This is a genomic window from Pseudoalteromonas sp. A3, assembly GCF_025942345.1.
In the GTDB taxonomy this organism is placed as follows: domain Bacteria; phylum Pseudomonadota; class Gammaproteobacteria; order Enterobacterales; family Alteromonadaceae; genus Pseudoalteromonas; species Pseudoalteromonas atlantica.
In genome coordinates this window covers 44403-62282 of record NZ_JAPCKL010000011.1, presented here as the reverse complement: position 1 = coordinate 62282, position 17880 = coordinate 44403, and the positions used below count along the sequence as shown (strand labels likewise).

At 43.1% G+C, this 17880-nt stretch carries 12 protein-coding genes; 7 read left to right on the top strand and 5 right to left on the bottom strand.

Features of this window, described 5'->3' with window-relative positions; genetic code table 11:
- Position 1: 1 nt before the first annotated feature.
- The 5 genes from OIZ54_RS16325 to OIZ54_RS16305 all read left to right on the top strand — a co-directional run bounded on the left by OIZ54_RS16325 (position 2) and on the right by OIZ54_RS16305 (position 9361).
- Positions 2-2749, top strand: coding sequence for a TonB-dependent receptor (locus OIZ54_RS16325; RefSeq protein WP_024032017.1), 2748 nt, complete (start codon positions 2-4; stop codon positions 2747-2749).
- Between the two features lie 173 nt (positions 2750-2922).
- Entirely contained in the window at positions 2923-4449 is a 1527-nt protein-coding gene (locus tag OIZ54_RS16320) for a tryptophan halogenase family protein (RefSeq protein WP_264390836.1), read from the top strand.
- Between the two features lie 12 nt (positions 4450-4461).
- On the top strand, positions 4462-5223 hold the full coding sequence (locus OIZ54_RS16315; protein ID WP_096041016.1) for a SapC family protein: 762 nt from the start codon (positions 4462-4464) through the stop codon (positions 5221-5223).
- Between the two features lie 81 nt (positions 5224-5304).
- Positions 5305-6783 (top strand): SLC5 family protein, encoded by a 1479-nt coding sequence (locus OIZ54_RS16310; protein WP_264390835.1) that lies wholly within the window; start codon positions 5305-5307, stop codon positions 6781-6783.
- Positions 6784-7228: 445 nt separating this feature from the next.
- Positions 7229-9361 carry an alpha-galactosidase gene (locus OIZ54_RS16305; RefSeq protein WP_264390834.1) on the top strand — a complete coding sequence of 711 codons (2133 nt, stop codon included), beginning with the start codon at positions 7229-7231 and terminating at the stop codon, positions 9359-9361.
- Between the two features lie 63 nt (positions 9362-9424).
- On the opposite strand, the gene OIZ54_RS16300 is transcribed toward OIZ54_RS16305, so the two are convergent.
- Positions 9425-10126 carry a FadR/GntR family transcriptional regulator gene (locus OIZ54_RS16300; RefSeq protein ID WP_004588172.1) on the bottom strand — a complete coding sequence of 234 codons (702 nt, stop codon included), beginning with the start codon at positions 10124-10126 and terminating at the stop codon, positions 9425-9427.
- 178 nt (positions 10127-10304) lie between these two features.
- Here OIZ54_RS16300 and OIZ54_RS16295 point away from each other — a divergent pair, with 178 nt between their 5' ends.
- Together OIZ54_RS16295 and OIZ54_RS16290 are read left to right on the top strand one after the other, a co-directional pair.
- Positions 10305-11063 (top strand): SDR family NAD(P)-dependent oxidoreductase, encoded by a 759-nt coding sequence (locus OIZ54_RS16295; RefSeq protein ID WP_264390833.1) that lies wholly within the window; start codon positions 10305-10307, stop codon positions 11061-11063.
- A gap of 1 nt (position 11064) precedes the next feature.
- Positions 11065-12021, top strand: coding sequence for a 2-dehydro-3-deoxygalactonokinase (locus OIZ54_RS16290; RefSeq protein ID WP_121636845.1), 957 nt, complete (start codon positions 11065-11067; stop codon positions 12019-12021).
- Positions 12022-12092: 71 nt separating this feature from the next.
- Here the strand turns inward: OIZ54_RS16290 and glpD are convergent, their stop codons facing one another.
- The 4 genes from glpD to OIZ54_RS16270 form a co-directional block, all read right to left on the bottom strand.
- Positions 12093-13598, bottom strand: coding sequence for a glycerol-3-phosphate dehydrogenase (gene glpD, locus OIZ54_RS16285; protein WP_004588174.1), 1506 nt, complete (start codon positions 13596-13598; stop codon positions 12093-12095).
- Between the two features lie 201 nt (positions 13599-13799).
- Positions 13800-15302, bottom strand: a complete 1503-nt coding sequence (gene glpK, locus OIZ54_RS16280; protein WP_039972273.1) for a glycerol kinase GlpK — start codon at positions 15300-15302, stop codon at positions 13800-13802.
- Positions 15303-15507: 205 nt separating this feature from the next.
- A complete protein-coding gene (locus OIZ54_RS16275) occupies positions 15508-16836 on the bottom strand; it encodes an alpha/beta hydrolase family protein (RefSeq protein ID WP_248531434.1) in 1329 nt (442 codons plus the stop codon).
- A gap of 31 nt (positions 16837-16867) precedes the next feature.
- Complete coding sequence (locus OIZ54_RS16270) at positions 16868-17869, bottom strand: Gfo/Idh/MocA family protein (RefSeq protein WP_248531432.1); 1002 nt, start codon at positions 17867-17869, stop codon at positions 16868-16870.
- Positions 17870-17880 lie beyond the last annotated feature (11 nt).

The following is a 17880-nucleotide window of genomic DNA, read 5'->3' as shown; positions in this document are numbered from 1 at the left end:
AATGATAATTAACAATAAGTTATCGTTCAACAAGAAAACCGCACTCAGTATTGCTATTACAGGCATATTGGCAAGCGGCCACGTTGCAGCTCAAGGCGCTGAAGGCGACACACCGACAGTAGTAGATAAAGATGTTGAGGTTATCGCGGTAACGGGTATTCGCAGCAGCTTACGTTCATCAATGTTAGATAAAAAAGCATCTAATGTTGTAACCGATGGGATTAAAGCAGAAGATCTTGGTAAATTTCCTGATTTAAACGTAGCAGAGTCTCTGCAACGTATTACAGGTGTAGCCATTGACCGTAGTGGCGGTGAAGGGCAAGCAGTAACAATTCGTGGTTTTGGTCCACAATTTAACACGGTACTTGTAAATGGTCGTCAAATTGCGACTGACAGTGCAGGGCGTGAATTTAATTTTGATGTATTAGCGGCAGACCAAATCACCGGTGCTGATATTTATAAAAGTAACAGTGCAACGCTTCAAGAAGGCGGCATTGGTGGTACGGTTAACGTAACCACAGCTCGTCCATTCGATTTTGGTGGCTTACATGTGATTGGTTCAGTGAAAGGTATGTACGAAAGCCTTTCTGAAGAAGTATCGCCATCGGCTTCATTTTTAGTAAGTAATACGTTTAACGACGACAAGCTCGGTGTGCTTTTTGCCATCACTAACCAACAACGTAAGCTGCAAAACAACCAAATTTTAACGGCTGGTTGGCGCGGTGGACAAACTATTTCAAATCCACAAGACGGCGTATTGTACGACAATGCATACATCCCACGTAACTGGGACCAAGTTGTAGATGAGCAAGACCGTGAACGTACTAATGCAAGCTTAGTATTACAATATGCACCGTCTGACGATATTACTATTACCGTAGATGGTTTAATTTCTAAATTTGAAGTGGACTCATCAGTACGCGATTTAGCTTCTTGGTTTGAACCAGACCGCGTAGGTAGCGCAACAATCGATCCAGAAACGGGCACCTTGCTTACCTTTACGCAAGAAGTAGGTTTAGGTAACGCCAGTGGCAACCCTGCAACCGACTTTGTATCACACACACGTAACTCGCGTGATGTAACTAACAAAGCATTTGGTATTAACGTTGACTGGCAAGTAAACGAGTCATTAAAAGCAAAATTTGACGTATCTCGCTCAACAGCTGAAAACGACCGTGCTGGTAATGACCGCTTTAACGTAGTGGGTATTATTAACAGCTACAGCTTTGACGGCACCGGTAGCGTTCCTACCGTACAGCATGATGGTTTTGAAAATGGCTCGCTGCCAGATGCAAGCCTTGCGCGTCTTCACTACAACGAAATTGGTAACCAGTTTACTGATGAAGATGAAATTACCGAAATCAAAGCCGACTTTGAATACGTACCAGATAAAGGCCCAGTTGATCGCATTAACTTTGGTGCTTATCGTCAAGAACGTGAAAAATCAAGCTTCCAAATTTTTGGTAGCCAATGTCAATTTTGTGGTTACGGCACTGAAGCGCCACTTGATGAAATTGATTTTGAAGCTTACTCAGCAAGTAACTACTTCCCAGGTTTAATCGATACATTTTATAGCTACGACGGCGACAAAATGCTTGATTACCTTGCTGACCAAGGTTTCCCTGTAGAGCCAACACTACAAAATAACCGTTACACAATTAACGAAGATATCACTAGCCTTTACATGGACTTTACCATTGGTTTTGACCTAGCTGATATGCCAGTTACGGTTAACATGGGTGCACGTTACTCAGAAACTGATATTGAAGTAGCGGCTGTACAAAGCTTTATCAGCGATGTTATTCCTACCTCTGATGCCACTTTATTCCAAAACGTATTTGGCCCGGCAACAGACATTCAAGAAGGGACGAGCTACTCAAACTTACTTCCTTCTTTTAACGTTAAGCTTGAACTGCAAGACAACATGATTTTACGCTTTGCAGCGTACGACAGTATTACTCGTCCTACTATGTCACAGTTATCGCCTGCGACTACGTTTAACGAGCCTCGTCGTCAAAACTTAACAGCAAGTGGTGGTAACCCAGCACTTAAGCCGTTCCAATCTGAAAACTGGGATATTTCTTACGAGTGGTACTACAACGACGCTAACTTATTTAGCTTTGCCGTATTTAGCAAAGAAGTGGATGACTTTATTGTTACCCTAACCGGCGACGAAACATACGACATGACTGACCGTACAGGCCCTGATTTTGCGTGTACAACCTGTACTGACCAAACCGATGCCGAACTTAACGGTAGCTCAGAAGTTTACACTGTAAGTCGCCCGCAAAATGGCGAGTCTGCAACGGTAACGGGTTACGAAATCGGTGTAACTCATATGTTTGAAAACGGCTTTGGTTTTATTGCTAATGCCACGGTAGTAGATAGCGATATTAGTGTTGATGGCGATACAAGCCAAACATTTGCGCTTGAAGGGTTAGGTGATTCACAAAACTTAGTGCTGTTTTACGAGCAAGATAACTGGCAGGCACGTGTTGCATTTAACAACCGTGAGGGCTTTTTACGCTTAGTTGATAACGGCTTTAACGGCGAACCAGTGAACGTAGAAACGTACGGTCAATGGGATATTAGTGCAAGCTACGATATCAACGAAAACTTCACTATTTTTGCCGAAGGCATCAACATTACTGAAGAAGAGCTAGTGCAAACGGGCCGTTTTGCTAATCAAATCTACTCTGTAGAAGATAATGGCTCACGTTACGCGTTTGGTATTCGCGGTACGTTTTAATTGATAGCAGAGGCAGCGATTGCCTCTTAGTTTTCATTGCAGTGCATTATAAGTACTGTTACTAATAAAGTTAGTAGCTAATTTGCACAAAATGAGACTAATTTAAACAAATGCCCGAAAGGGCATTTGTTGTCTAACCGGTTATCAATAAAGTACTCAAAGAGTAGTCCGTTATGAATAAAGCAATAAAAACAATCGCCGTAATTGGTGGCGGCACAGCAGGATGGCTGAGCGCTGCAATTATCGCTTCGTATCACCAAGGTAATAAGGGTGATGGCTTAAAAGTGATGTTGGTAGAATCATCTGATATTCCAACAATTGGTGTAGGTGAAGGTACCTGGCCCACTATGAAAAACACGCTTCAGCAAATTGGTTTGCGAGAAGTGGATGTATTTAAAGCCTGTAATGCCACCTTTAAACAAGGCGGTAAATTTGTAAACTGGACGCATGGCAACAACGATTTTTACTACCATCCCTTTACGGTACCGCTAGGTTACGGCCGTATAGATTTAGCCCCCTATTTAGATAATGTTGAAAACTTTGCTCAGCAAACTAATTTTCAGCACGATATTTGCGAAGCAAACCTAGCCCCGAGAGGCATTGCGCAAGGCGAGTATCAAGCAAATTGTAATTATGCATACCATTTAGATGCCGGTGCCTTTGCCGAGCTATTAAAACAGCATTGTAAGAGCAAACTCGGCATTGAGCACATTATTGGCACCGTTGATCAGGTAAAGCTTGATGAAAGCGGGGCTATAGACACCCTTACCTTAACCGATCAAACCCGCACCATAAACGCCGATTTATACATAGACTGCACGGGTTTTTCATCGCTGTTATTAGGCCAAGCCCTTAACGTGCCATTTAAAAAAATGGATCACGTATTATTTAACGACAGCGCCCTAGCTATGCAAGTCCCCTACGAAGAAGGTGATGAGTCACTGGCCAGTCATACCATTGCCACCGCACAAAATGCTGGGTGGATTTGGGATATAGGCCTAACGCATCGCCGTGGTGTAGGGCATGTATATTCAAGCAAGTTTTTATCAGATGAAGAAGCCGAGCAAAACTTACGAAACTATTTAGGTGATGCCGCTAAAGGCTTAACTGCCCGAAAAATAAGTTTTGAGTCAGGCTATCGCGAAAAATTTTGGCACAAAAACTGTGTTGCAGTGGGAATGTCGGCAGGTTTTGTAGAGCCCCTTGAAGCAACCGCCATTATGTTGGTTGAAATTTCGTCTCGCTTTGTTGCAGAGCACATGCCAGCCGATACCCAAGTAATGTCCATTGTTGCAAAGCGCTTTAATGAGCAAATGGATTATCGCTGGCAGCGTATTATCGACTTTTTAAAACTACATTACATGTTAACTAAGCGCCCAGAGCCTTATTGGCAAGCGCACGTACAACCACAAAGCATTCCGCAAAGTTTACAAGAAGATTTACTGCTTTGGGGGACGCGTGGCCCTCTTATTCAAGATTTTCATGGCGCATTAGAGCTATTTCCTGCCGCCAGTTACCAGTATGTTTTATACGGTATGGGCTTTAAGCCCGACTTTACTAAGCAAGCGTATTTGTACTCAAACGATGCGCAAGCAAATCAAATAATTGAACGTAACAGCCAGCTTACACAGCAGATGTTGCAAACGTTGCCGCCTCACCGTGCTTATATTGAGCAGTGGCTTGCGGCTAACCCAGTTTAAGGATGTGTAACTATGGCAATTAGTGAACTATCAAATACTCAACACCAAGCAATAAAAATTAACCCTAATGCGGGTGTTGAATACGCAAAAACACAGCATTTAGTTAATCTACGTGCAAACGAAGTAGCAAAAGCAGCCTGCGATTTACCTATTTTTTTAGCGCGTAACGCACACAACGGCAGCTACACCATTTCGGGCTTAACCAGCTTTAGTGCTCAGCAAAGTTTATTTGTGAGTAACAATCAATGGCAAGCGCTGTACATGCCTGTGTGCATGCAAACCCAGCCGCTTTATTTACTCACTCGTGAGGCAAATAGCAGTGATTACTTTATTGCTATTGATGAGCAAAGCTCAGCCGTTAATACCCAGCAAGGTGAGCCGTTATTTGACGCCAAAGGCAACCCAAGCCTGTATTTAAGTGCGCAGCAAAAGCTACTAGAAAGCGATTTAAAAAATGATTACCAAACGTATCAATTTACCCAAGAAATTGCCCGCTTAGGGCTTATTAAAAACATAGATATTGTTTTGCAGTTTGAACAAGGCGAGGCGCAAACTATTCAAGGTTTGAGCACTGTTGATGAAGATAAACTGCAAACTTTAGACAGCGATACCATTGCCAATTTACACAAACAAGGTTACCTGAGCGTACTTAACAGCATGCTTATTTCGTTGTTTCAGTTAAATGCGTTAGTAAAGCGTCACAACCAGCATCCTGAACTTATGCCATTAAAGCAAATTAAGTTAGAACTAAGTCGAGATGCACACGCACTGTAAGGTGCAATTTATTAATTAGCCTTTATAGGTTAATACGTTCACATAGACAGACATTGCGTTTAACGCGCTGGAGACACACACATGTCAGACAACATTTTGCAGTTGGTGGTTTTTTTCTTTGTAACCGCTTTAATTGGTGGACTTACATATTGGAAGTGCCGAGGCCAAAACCGTAATAGTGGTGATAATCAAACAAAAGAGTATTTTTTAGCGGGCGGTGGCCTTACTTGGATGTTTGTAGCAGGCTCAATTACGCTCACAAATTTAAGTACCGACCAGCTGGTGGGTATGAATGGCAATCAAATGGCCTTGCTCGTGTGGTGGGAATTGGCGGCTATTTTAGGGCTTATTATTTTAGCCAAAGTATTTATTCCTGTTTATTACAAGTACAGCTGTACAACCACCACGGAGCTGTTAGAAAAACGCTACAACAACAAGCACATTCGCGCTGTTATTGGTGGCTTATTCTTTTTAGGTAACGCGCTAATTTACATGCCTGCGGTTATTTATTCTGGTGCGCTATTTATGCAAACCATGTTTAAAGTTGATATTCCGCTAATGTACATAGCGACCGCATTTGCTTTAGTAGGCGCTATTTATGCATTTTTTGGGGGCTTACGTGCGGTTGCGGTATCCGATACCTACAATGGTTTATTAGTGTTAGGTATGGCAATACTGGTCGTATTTTTAGCGCTTAACGCGATTGATTACGACTTTAGCGGTATTCCACAAGAGCGCTTAACATTAATTGGTGATGCTGACTCGCCAATCCCTTGGCCTACGCTTTTAACCGGTATGATCTTTATTCAAATGTATTACTGGGGTACTAACCAAACCATTACCCAGCGTGCAATGGCTGCGCCAAACGTTAAAGAAGCACAAAAAGGGATATTTGCAGCAGCAGGTATTCGCTTTTTAATTGTACCGGCGATTGTGGTGCTACCGGGTATTATTTCGTACAAATTGTATGGCGACATTGGCGATGCAGCTTATGGTCGAATTGTAGGTGATGTAATGCCTGCATGGTTAACGGGTGTATTTGCCGCAGCAATGGCGGCAGCAGTGCTTTCTACTTATAACAGCTTATTAAACTCGGCTACGGCACTTTACGTGTGTGATATTCACGAAGCTTACTTTAATAAAGAGCCAAGTGTAGTAAAGCTAAGTGGCTACGTTACGTTGTTACTTACTAGTTTAACGCTTGTGCTTGTGCCAATTTATCAGCAAGCTGACAGCATTATTAACTTACTACAACAGTTAAACGGCTTGTTAAGTATGCCTATATTCTCAATTTTTGTAGTGGGCTTATTGTTTAAAAATGTGGATGCGCGTGCAGGTATTGCCGCGGTAATTTTAGGCGTGGTTATGTATGGCATGCTGACGTTTGAAAATTCGCCGCTACATACTGAACTACACTATATTCACTTAATGCCAATTACACTTATTGTATGTGTAGCCTTTGCGTTAATCGTTAATAAAGTAGTGTTTGGTTTAAATGCACAGTGGGCAGGCAAAACACCTGCTATTGAAGATACGCCACCAGTGCACGCACCAAAATAACCAGCAATAAAAAGTTAAGTCACTTTTTATTAGCCAGTTAACACATTACTAAATCGGCCTAAGGTAACTTAGGCCGATTTTTATTTATTCAATTAACCTACACTGTAGATAACACCCATGGGCAATAATACTTAATCATTTTGCGGGGCTAAACGTGTGACTACCTGCTGGGATTTTACAGACTACCCCAGACTAAAAGCCCACTAAATATAATATTGCTCAAGGTGGTATTAAATTTTTTAACCGCTGTTTAAGTTAATTACTGGTATAGCCAGTAATAATATTGGCTAAATTACACCGTAAACACTATCTAAAAGCAATTTGTATGATATATACTATTATTTTAAAATCACTGACTGCAATTTGATGCAGTAAGCGGCGAGTAAGCACACATATAATGTACTCGCGTATTAAACTCATCTTCATTAAAGAGGACAGGAGAATCATGGCTGATATTAAACCATTCTTTCGATTAGACAGCGCAAACAGCACCGTTATTTTCGACTGCCAGAGCAAAACCCCAGCGTTACTTTATTTTGGTAAGCGCCTATCTGAGCAAACAACTGAAACAATGCTAACTCAGCTTGCGACTCGTCAGGAAGTAAAATGTGCCGTGGTTGAAGAAGCACCTATTTCTCTTTCTCCGCTATTAGGTGAAGGCTTTACCGGCGCGCCAGGGCTAGAGCTGTCAAACGACACCATAGCTTGGTCAGTTGGCCCTGCTCTTCAAGATGTTCGTCAGCCAACCCCTTCTAGCTTAGAGTTTGTAAGTGTTGATGAGCTGCGTGGTATTGAAGTAGTGCACAGCATCACACTTGATAGCAACACCGATGTGCTAAGTGCGCATACCGTATTAACCAATTTAAGTGATGCACCGCTAAGCGTTAACTTTTGCGCCGCACCTACGTTCCAACTACCCGATAGCATGAACAAGCTAGTGAGCTTTGAAGGACGTTGGTCTAACGAATTTCAACGCCAATCGGTAGATTTAGTATTAGGCAGCTTTGTACGCGAAAACCGCAAAGGTAAAACATCGCACGACGTATTCCCTGGTTTATTAGTTCATAGCGAAGGCGCAGGCGAGCAACAAGGCGAGTGTTATGGCTTTCATTTAGGTTGGAGCGGTAACAACAAGCTACGCGCTGAGCTACTACCAGAAGGGCGCCGCTATGTGCAAATGGGTGAGTTATTATTACCGGGCGAGCTAACTCTTGCTAAAGGCCAAACGTATCAAAGCCCAAGTATTTATGGCTCGTTTTCGAGCGATGGCTTTAGTGCACTGTCGCGTAATTTTCATCGTTTTGTTAAAGCTAACTTACTTAGCCAGGCGCAGCGCGAAAAAACACGCCCAGTACATTACAACACGTGGGAAGGTATTTACTTCGATCATGATGTAGACACGCTAAAGCAGTTAGCCGATAAAGTAGCGCCATTAGGTATTGAGCGTTTTGTACTGGACGACGGTTGGTTTAAAGGTCGCCGTGGTGATTATGCAGGCCTAGGTGATTGGACCGTAGATTACGAAATTTACCCAGACGGCCTATCGCCAGTGATTGACCATGTAAATAGCTTAGGCATGGAGTTTGGTATTTGGTTTGAACCTGAAATGGTAAACCCAGATAGTGACTTATACCGCGCTCATCCTGATTGGGTATTAGGCTCAGAAAATAACGAGCAACTTAGCTTTAGAAACCAGCTAGTGCTTGATTTAACGCGCACTGAGGTTGTTGAATACCTATACAAAGCGATTGATGACATTTTAGTTGAATACCCAACAATTAAGTACATTAAATGGGATATGAACCGCGATATAAACCACGCGGGTAACTTCTCAGGCAAGCCTGCGGTGCATCAGCAAACACTGGCACTGTATCGCTTAATCGATCGTATTAAAGCGGTGCATCCTGGCCTTGAAATAGAAAGCTGTTCGTCAGGTGGTGCCCGTGTAGATTATGGTGTGCTTGCACACACAGACCGTGTATGGACGTCAGATTCTAACGATGCACTTGACCGTCTTGAAATTCAACGCGGCTGTTCGTTCTTCTTCCCATCGTCGGTTATGGGCGCACACGTAGGCCCTCGTGATTGTCATATCACAGGTCGTAATGTCAGTATTGAAATGCGTGCTGCGGTTTCTATGTTTGGTCACATGGGTATTGAAATGGACCCACGCGAGCTGACCGATCACGAATACAATGCGCTTAAAGCGGCTATTTCGCTGCACAAAGAGCACCGTGAATTTATTCATGCTGCCGATTTGTACCGCCTCGATAGCGACGATTTATCAATTAACTTTGGTTTAATCGACGAGCAAAAATCAAAAGCGTTATTTGCGTATAACAGTGTACGCGAAACACCGCGCACTGCGCCTAATAAGCTTCGTTTTGTTGGATTAGATGCAGATACGCAGTACACACTTAATTTAGTGTGGCCTGTTAAATTTGAAGAATACCGACCTTCGTCTATTGCCGCTGTTAACGGGCAAACTTTTACGGGTGAAGCGTTGATGGAATTTGGCCTACAAATGCCAATTTCATTCCCGCAAACATCGCTTATTTTTGAGCTTAACAAAGCTTAAAATATAGCAAGCAGTAAAAAGGGAGCTAATTAGCTCCCTTTTTTAATAATGTTTTTTAAGCTATTAGTCGAGTTTAGACTCAATCAGCTCAAGCGCTTCTTCTAAAATGGTTTCTACTGCTTTTTTAGCGCGCTCTGGATTGCGCGATTTAATCGTATCTAAAATATCAGCATGCTTTGCAACGTCGGCCCCTGGCACACCTTTAATGTGGTTGGTGTAACGAATACTTACGCGCAGCGCGGTGCTAATAAATTCAGTGAGCTGTACAAAAAAGCGGTTATTACTGGCTACTAAAATACTGGTATGAAAGGCAATATCGGCTTCAAGCGGATCGTCTAAGCCTTGGTCTGCATCGGCCATGCGGGCAAGTGCGTTGTCTATTTCAGCAAGTTGTTCGGCGCTGGCATTTTCAGCTGCTAGGGCAGCGGCTTGTGGCTCAAGTGCGACACGTACTTGCGTAAACTCTTTTAATAAAGAAAGCGACGGTTTACTGCTTAAAATCCAGCGCAGTACATCTGTGTCAAACATATTCCAGCTGCTTTCTGGCAGTACGCGGATCCCTTGCTTAGGGCGAGAAGATATTAAGCCCTTAGCAGAGAGCATTTTTACAGCTTCGCGTGTTGCACTGCGGCTCACATCGTATTTTACACATAGGTCAGCTTCTGAGGGCAGGCCTTCGTTAACTGGGTAAACGCCACGCACAATTGCAAAGCCTAAATCATGGGTTAATTGTTGTGTTAAATTTTGACGAGGTTGGCTTTTCATTGAGCGTTATCCGAATGAGTTATTGCTTTATTATATATCATATATCATATTAATGTACGAAAGGATATGTTATAAACTTTGTTAAAGGCAAGTATTTTAACACAGCTGTAACAGTAATCCTCTTTAGCAAATAATTATAAATATTGAGAGGGGCAGTCTGTATTATGGAGAAACGCATTTGAATAATCACGCTCACTATCCCAGTATTTCTGGCAAAGTTGTTTTTATTACCGGGGGCGCTTCAGGCATTGGCCGTGCAATGGTAAAAGCGTTTGCCGCTCAAGCTGCCAAAATTGCCTTTATAGATATTAATAACGAGGCTGCCCAATCTCTTATAGCCTCACTGCCTAACGCCAAATTGTGGTTTAGACAGGTTGATGTAACCGACTCAAATGCTTTACAGCAATCTTTGGTAGATGCATGTGCTGAACTAGGCGCTATGAATGTACTGGTAAACAATGTAGCCAACGACCGCCGCCAAGCCAGTGAAGACGTTACAGTACAAGATTGGGATCAATGCCTACAAATTAACTTAAATCCGGCGTTTTTTGCCTCGCAAGTCGCTATGTCTTTTATGAAAAGCGAAGGCGCGGGGAGCATTATTAATTTTAGCTCTATCAATGCCATCATGGGGCAGCCACAAATGGCGGGTTACGTAACGGCAAAGGCCGGTTTAATCGGCATGACTAAAGCACTGGCACGCGATTATGGTGAATTTGGTATTCGGGTGAATGCTATTTTACCGGGTTGGGTTGCCACCGACCGCCAATTAGCCAGTTGGTTTACCGAGCAAGAGCAAGTGAAGTGGATGGAAGCCATGGCTCTTAAAAAGTTAGTAACCCCTGAAGATGTAGCTAATTTGGCACTTTTTTTAGCTGCCGACGAAAGCAGTATGATCACCGGTCAAGGTATTAAAATTGACGGTGGGAGGCTCTAAGTTGCAGCACTTAAACCTTTTTATAGCCGTAGATTGGGGCACGAGTCATTTACGCGCCTATTTATGCAGCGTAAATACCACAGGGCAGTTAACTTTAATTGCTCAGCGCGACGGCCCAGGTGTGATTAGAGATAAACAAAACTTTGAACATACTTTAATTGGTGTCGTTGCACCATGGACCAGCGAATACGGCGTTTTACCTATTTATATGGCAGGGCAAATCACCTCAAGTATTGGCTGGAAAGAAACCCCTTATTTAGCGTGCCCTATAAACCCCGAAAGCCTACTTAGTGGCGCAATTAATTTTGATTGTGCAGGTAACAAAGTCAGTGCTTTGCCTGGTACAAAATGCACATTACAAAACAATTTATTTGATGTAATGCGAGGCGAAGAGCTGCAAATTTTAGGTTTTTTAAAACAAAACCCGGCCTATCAGCAAGGCAACGTACTCATTTGTTTACCCGGTACCCATACTAAATGGGTGCTGTTAAAAGATGGTCAAATTATCTGTTTTAAAACCGCAATGACCGGCGAATTATACGACTTGCTATGTCATCAAAGTGTACTTATTCCTAACGACTGTGAAGCGGGGGAGTTTGATTGGCATGCATTTGAGCAAGGCTGTGAACTCACGTTAGGCAGTGACAGCGGTAATTTGGCGCACGGTATTTTTAGTGTCCGTACGCGCCAGCTTTCAAAAGAGTTAACACCAGTGCAAGCCAAGGCATACTTGTCGGGCGTGCTTATTGGTAGTGATGTACGCGCTGCACGCCATGCCAGTGAATGGCAATTGGTGAATAATTCTAAAGTAGTGGTTATTGGCACAGAGCAACTAAATACCTGCTTTACCCATGCGTTAAATTGCATTGGTGTGCAATGTTTAGAGTTTGACGTAAAAGAGGCTACGTTAAGTGGCTTTAACTACTTATTTAATAGTAATAAAGCCAAGCAAATATAAAAAAGCCCCCAATATTGATTGTGCAATTATTGGGGGCTAGTTCTTAAATTAAGTAAGGGTTAAAGCTGCTGTTAAGCTGTTTTAGCCGCTTGGCTTTGCGTAATATAATGATTAAGCGTTGCCACTTGTGCTTCATTAAAGCGCAATCCTAGTTTACTTCTGCGCCATAAAATATTGTAAGCGTTACCCGCCCATTCTTCATTTAGTAAGTAATCGACTTCTGCTGCAAATAAGCCATGACCAAAGTCTTGGCCTAAATCACTGAGCTGGGTTGCACTGCCTAAAATTAGTTTTGCACGAGTCCCGTAGGTACGTACAAAGCGTTTAAGAGTGATTTCTGGTAACCAACTATAAGTCGCTTTAAGCTCATTGGTCAGCGCTTCTACCGAGCTAAAGTCGCCACCAGGTAAGGCGCTGTGTTTGGTCCACGCTTCACTCATTTGCGGGTAAAATTCTTCAAGCTTATTCACTGCAGCTTCGGCAAGTTTACGGTAAGTGGTAATTTTGCCACCAAACACACTTAACAGTGGAGTGTGTTTGCCTTCACTTGAAAGCTCTAACTTGTAATCACGCGTTACTTTTTGTGCATTCACTGATTCGTCATCAAGCAGTGGGCGCACACCCGAAAAGGTATGTACTATGTCTTCGCGTTTAATGTGGTTTTTAAAGTAGCTGTTAGTAATATCGATTAAGTAATCGATTTCTTCATCACTAATTTTTACATCTTGCGCTGCGCCTTTATGTTCAACATCGGTGGTGCCTACTAGCGAGTAGTCATCCTCAAACGGTATAACAAACACAATGCGCTGATCTTTATTTTGTAAAATGTAGGCTTGTTTTTCATCGTGAATACGCGGCACCACAATATGGCTGCCTTTAACAAGGCGAATATTTTGTGGCGATTTTTCTATCAGTGCTTCGTCAAATAATTTTGCAACCCACGGGCCTGCTGCATTAACAATACCTTTGGCTTTAATAGTTTGTTGCGCCTTAGTTTGTTGTTGCTCAAGCGTTACCTGCCATTGGTTATCAATGCGTTTTGCACTTACACACTTGGTTTGCGTAGCAATGGTTGCGCCTTTGTTTTGGGCAGCTAAGGCGTTTAAAATTACCAAACGTGAATCATCAACCCAGCCATCTGAGTATTCAAACCCTTTGGTAATTGAAGGTTCTAATACGCTGTTTTCACCAAATTTAATGCCACGCGAGCCAGCAAGTGTTTCGCGCTTAGCTAGGTTGTCGTACATAAATAAGCCAATACGGATCATCCATGCTGGGCGTAGGTGCGATTGATGCGGTAGCCTAAAGGTAAGCGGCCACATAATATGCGGGGCATTTTTAAGCAGCACCTCGCGCTCAGCCAAGGCTTCTTTTACCAATCTAAATTCGTAATGTTCAAGGTAGCGTAAACCGCCGTGGATCAGCTTAGAACTATTTGAAGACGTTGCACTGGCAAGGTCTGATTGTTCACACAATAGCACTTTTAATCCTCTGCCTGCTGCATCAGCTGCTATTCCAGTGCCGTTTACACCGCCACCGACGACGAGTAGGTCGTATTCGTTATCTGCTAATTCCACCGAGCTAACCTTTTTATTTGTAATATAAATAAGACATATAGCATCATAAAGCTGCGGCTCTTATTTGACAATAGATAACCGCGCTTTTTGCTTGTTAATTTTTAATCCTGATCTTTTTTAAACATACAGCGTACAACGCGCCATTTAAGCGCTGTTGTCGGTGTTTTGTAAGCCGCTAATTTTAATTAGCGGCTGGGCGTTTTACGCTTGTTTGCTATCGTCACTAGAGAGACAAACTTGCGCTACACAGTGCTGCCACTTTGCGTATAAATCGTTACGTTCGTCAGCGCTCATTGTTGGCTCAAAACGACGGTCGCAGGTCCACATTTTTGCTAATTGCTCAGTTGACTCATACACACCGGTTTGTAAGCCTGCTAAGTATGCTACGCCTAAAGAGGTGGTTTCGGTCACTGTTGGGCGCTCTACCGTTGCGCCTAAAATGTTTGATAAAAAGGTCAGTACCCAGTTATTTTTAACCATACCGCCATCTACCCGTAACACGCTTGGGCGTAAGCCATCACGTTCCATTGCTTTTTGTAAGTCTTTGGTTTGATACCCTACCGATTGCAGCGCAGCAGCAACAATGGTGCTAATGCCCGAGTCGCGGGTTAAACCTAAAATAGCGCCACGCGCATTTGGGTCCCAGTAGGGCGCGCCTAAACCTGTAAACGAAGGCACTAAAAATACTCCATGATCAAGCGGTACATCTTTTACTAACGATTCGCTCTCTCCGGCATGGCTTAATAGTTTTAAGCCTTCAACAATCCACTGCATCGTGGCGCCTGCCATAAAAATGCTGCCTTCAATGGCGTATGTTGGTTTGCCGTTTAGCCTGTAAGCCACTGTGGTTAGTAAGCGGTTTTCTGAGGTAAGCGCTTTTTCGCCGGTGTTCAGCATTAAAAAACAGCCCGTACCGTAAGTACTTTTTGCCATACCTTGCTCAAAACATGCGTGGCCAACAAGAGCTGCTTGCTGATCGCCGGCAATACCACATACGCGTATTGGTGCGCCAAAAATATCATCGCTGGTTGAGCCAAATTCGTCGGCTGAGTCCATCACTTGGGGCAGCATAGATTCAGGAATTTCGAATAAATCGAGGAGTTCTTGATCCCATTGCTGAGTATGAATATTAAATAACATAGTGCGTGATGCATTGGTGGCGTCGGTGCGGTGCTCTTTACCACCGGTTAACTGCCATAGTAAGTAGGTATCAACGGTACCAAACGCCAGTTCACCTGCAAGGGCTTGTTCGCGTGCGCCTTCAACGTTGTCTAAAATCCAGCGTACTTTAGTGGCCGAAAAATACGGGTCTAGCAGTAAGCCGGTTTTATCGCTTATGGTTTGGCAAAGCTCGTCAGTGCTTAGGCTTTCGCAGTAATCGCTGGTGCGGCGGTCTTGCCACACAATGGCGTTATAAATAGGTTTGCCGGTTTTTTTGTTCCACACTAAAGTGGTTTCACGTTGGTTGGTGATACCAATGGCAATAATTTCTTCAGGCTTAACGTTTTTATCTGCTAATACTTCGCGGCTGGTACTTAGCACGGTTTGCCAAATATCGTTAGGGTCGTGTTCTACCCAACCATTTTGCGGAAAATGCTGCGAAAATTCTTGTTGTGCTGAGCCAAAAACGTCTGCATCTTTTGTAAACAAGATGGCCCGAGAGCTTGTGGTTCCTTGATCAATTGAGAGTATGTATTTTGACATGATATTTGTGTTATTTATCTTATCTTATATATGACTAGATTGCCTTTAACTTACATTAATGGCAATGATTTTTTCTTAAAATAGCCGTTTAAAAAATAAGCACGCTGTTTTTATTTGCTAACTCTTTTAAATAACAGGTGTTTTATAGCAGCATTATTTTAAGTGCGTATGCGGCTAAATATAAAAATAGCCGCCAAAGTTTGTGTTACTTGGTGCGCGGTTTAGCTTGTTGCCAATCCATACCAGTAGAAAAACGATTATCAAACCCATGCCATGCTGGCAGTGGCTTACCATTAACCACAGCTTGGTCGCCATTTTGTGGTAAGTCTAGGTATTCACATTGGCTGGTAATGCCTTTTACGTGGCAGTCCATCATAGCAAGTACAAAGTGTTTGTTGGTCTCGTTTAGGGTGCGCATTGACCACGATGGCTCGTAGTAATGGCCTATATCTAATTCGCTGCTACGTTTGGCAATAGCAGGAGCAGGGTGCGGCGCAATATTATGGCGCGCATTTTTGTAAGTAAGCAGGTACTTGTCGGTGCTGCCCGTTTGGTTATATAGGTTTTTAATGCCTTCATAACCGGATATATCATCTAAGCTACCCGCGATATAAAGCGAAGGCACTTTAATGTTTTGCATAGCACTGGCATTAAATAAGTTATGTTGCCCGCCCCAAGGCGCAAAGGCCACCATAGCTTTTATGCGTGTATCTACTTGTGGGTTTTTATATTGCCCACCTGCACAGCTATTGAGTAATTGCTGAACTTGTTTAATTTGTGCAGGGTCTTTCATACCGGTAAACATTGCAGTGGTTTGCTCGTTAAAGTCATAACAGCCACCAATTGTATTAACCGCGCCAAAACCACCCATAGAGTAACCAATTACGCCTGCTTTTTTGTTATCTACTTGCTTGCTGGCAAAGTTGTTTTGTTCGTTAAAGTAGTTAAGTACAAATTGTTGATCGCGTGAGCGGTTTATAAGGGTACTAAAAAAGCCCGAAAACGGCGCATTTTTAAAATCAACATCTGCATTGGTTGAGTCGGTATGATCTATGGCTGCCACAATGTACCCATGCGATGCTAAATGTTCGCCTAAGTAATACATAATTGTACGATAGCCGGTATAACCGTGTGAGAGCACAATAACAGGGTAGTGCTCTTTGTTATTAATGGCTACATCGCGCATGGCATCGGCTTGTAAGGTAAACGCTTTACCTGTACGGGTTATGTCGCTGTAGCTGGTTAAGGGTGCGTTTGCACTGTTTGCTGCTGGGTACCACACTTCTACTTTTAAAGGGCGATCTTTTTCCCCTTGGGTTGCAGGGTCAAACTGCGCGGGATTTATTAAATCAAGCGTTTGTACGCCAACGCTGTAACTACCTTTAGCAGCAAGCTCAGGAAGTACATCGCTGGTTAAAGGTGGGTAGAGTTGCTCAGGCGTTTTTTGATCTGCAAAAACAGCACTTGCTGTTAAGCAGCCCGTTGCTAGCAGCAAGGCTTTTGAAAGCGCCTTTAACGTGTGTGTGGTTGTCATTGTGTATCCTTGTTGTGTGTATTTTTTATTATTAATCTAGCTCATGGGCTTCAACGCTATCGCTGTATTTAAGCTGCCACTGCGCACGAAGCGTATCCATTATGTGCATTACCCGCAGGCTTGTGCTGAGCGGTAATACATTGCTTTGTGTTTGTTGTTGTAAAATACATTCGCTAACGTGAGCAATTTCAAATTTAAAGTTTTCATCGTCATTAAAGCTAAAATCAAACTGCTTCATTTGCTGGGCGTTTAAATGAAGCTCTAGCGACTGTGCACCAACAAATTCAGCAATGCGAATATACCCGTGCTCCCCTAAAATACAGGCTTCGGTAGGGCCATTTTGTTGTAACGCGCTACTAAGCTGCGCAAATTGCCCTTGGCCGTAATTTATAAGGGTTACACTGCGCTCATCTACGCCGGTCGTGCTTTTATGTACTAATGATTTAATTTGTTCAGGGGCTTTATTAAATACCACATCGGCAATTGATATAGGGTAAATACCTAAATCAAGCAATGCACCACCTGCAGTCGCAGGGTTCATTAAACGGTGTGAGTCAGCAAAGTTGCCCGCAAGGCTAAAGTTGGCATTAACACTGTGTACTTTACCTATTACGCCCTCGCTTAATAACTGCTGCAGTTTTACTATGGCAGGTAAAAAGCGCATCCATACACCTTCCATTAAAAAGCAGTTTTGTTGCTCGGCTAACTGGCTAAGGGTTATGAGTTGCTGTGCATTAACAGTAATGGGCTTTTCGCTGAGTACATGCTTATCGTGCACTAAGCATTGCGCAATAGTTTTAAAGTGTTGCTCGTGGGTATTAGCAATATATATGGCGTCAATGTGTGGGCATTGCATAAGGGCTTGGTAGCTCTCATAGCCTTTAACTGAATAGTGTGTGGCAAATTCTTTTGCGCGTTGCTCGCTGGTCGATGCAGCGCCAATAAGCTGTGCATTAGCGCAATGCGCAATGCTTTTAGCAAAGGTGTGAGCAATATTGCCACACCCAATAATACCCCAATTAACCTTTGCCATGCTTATTCCTT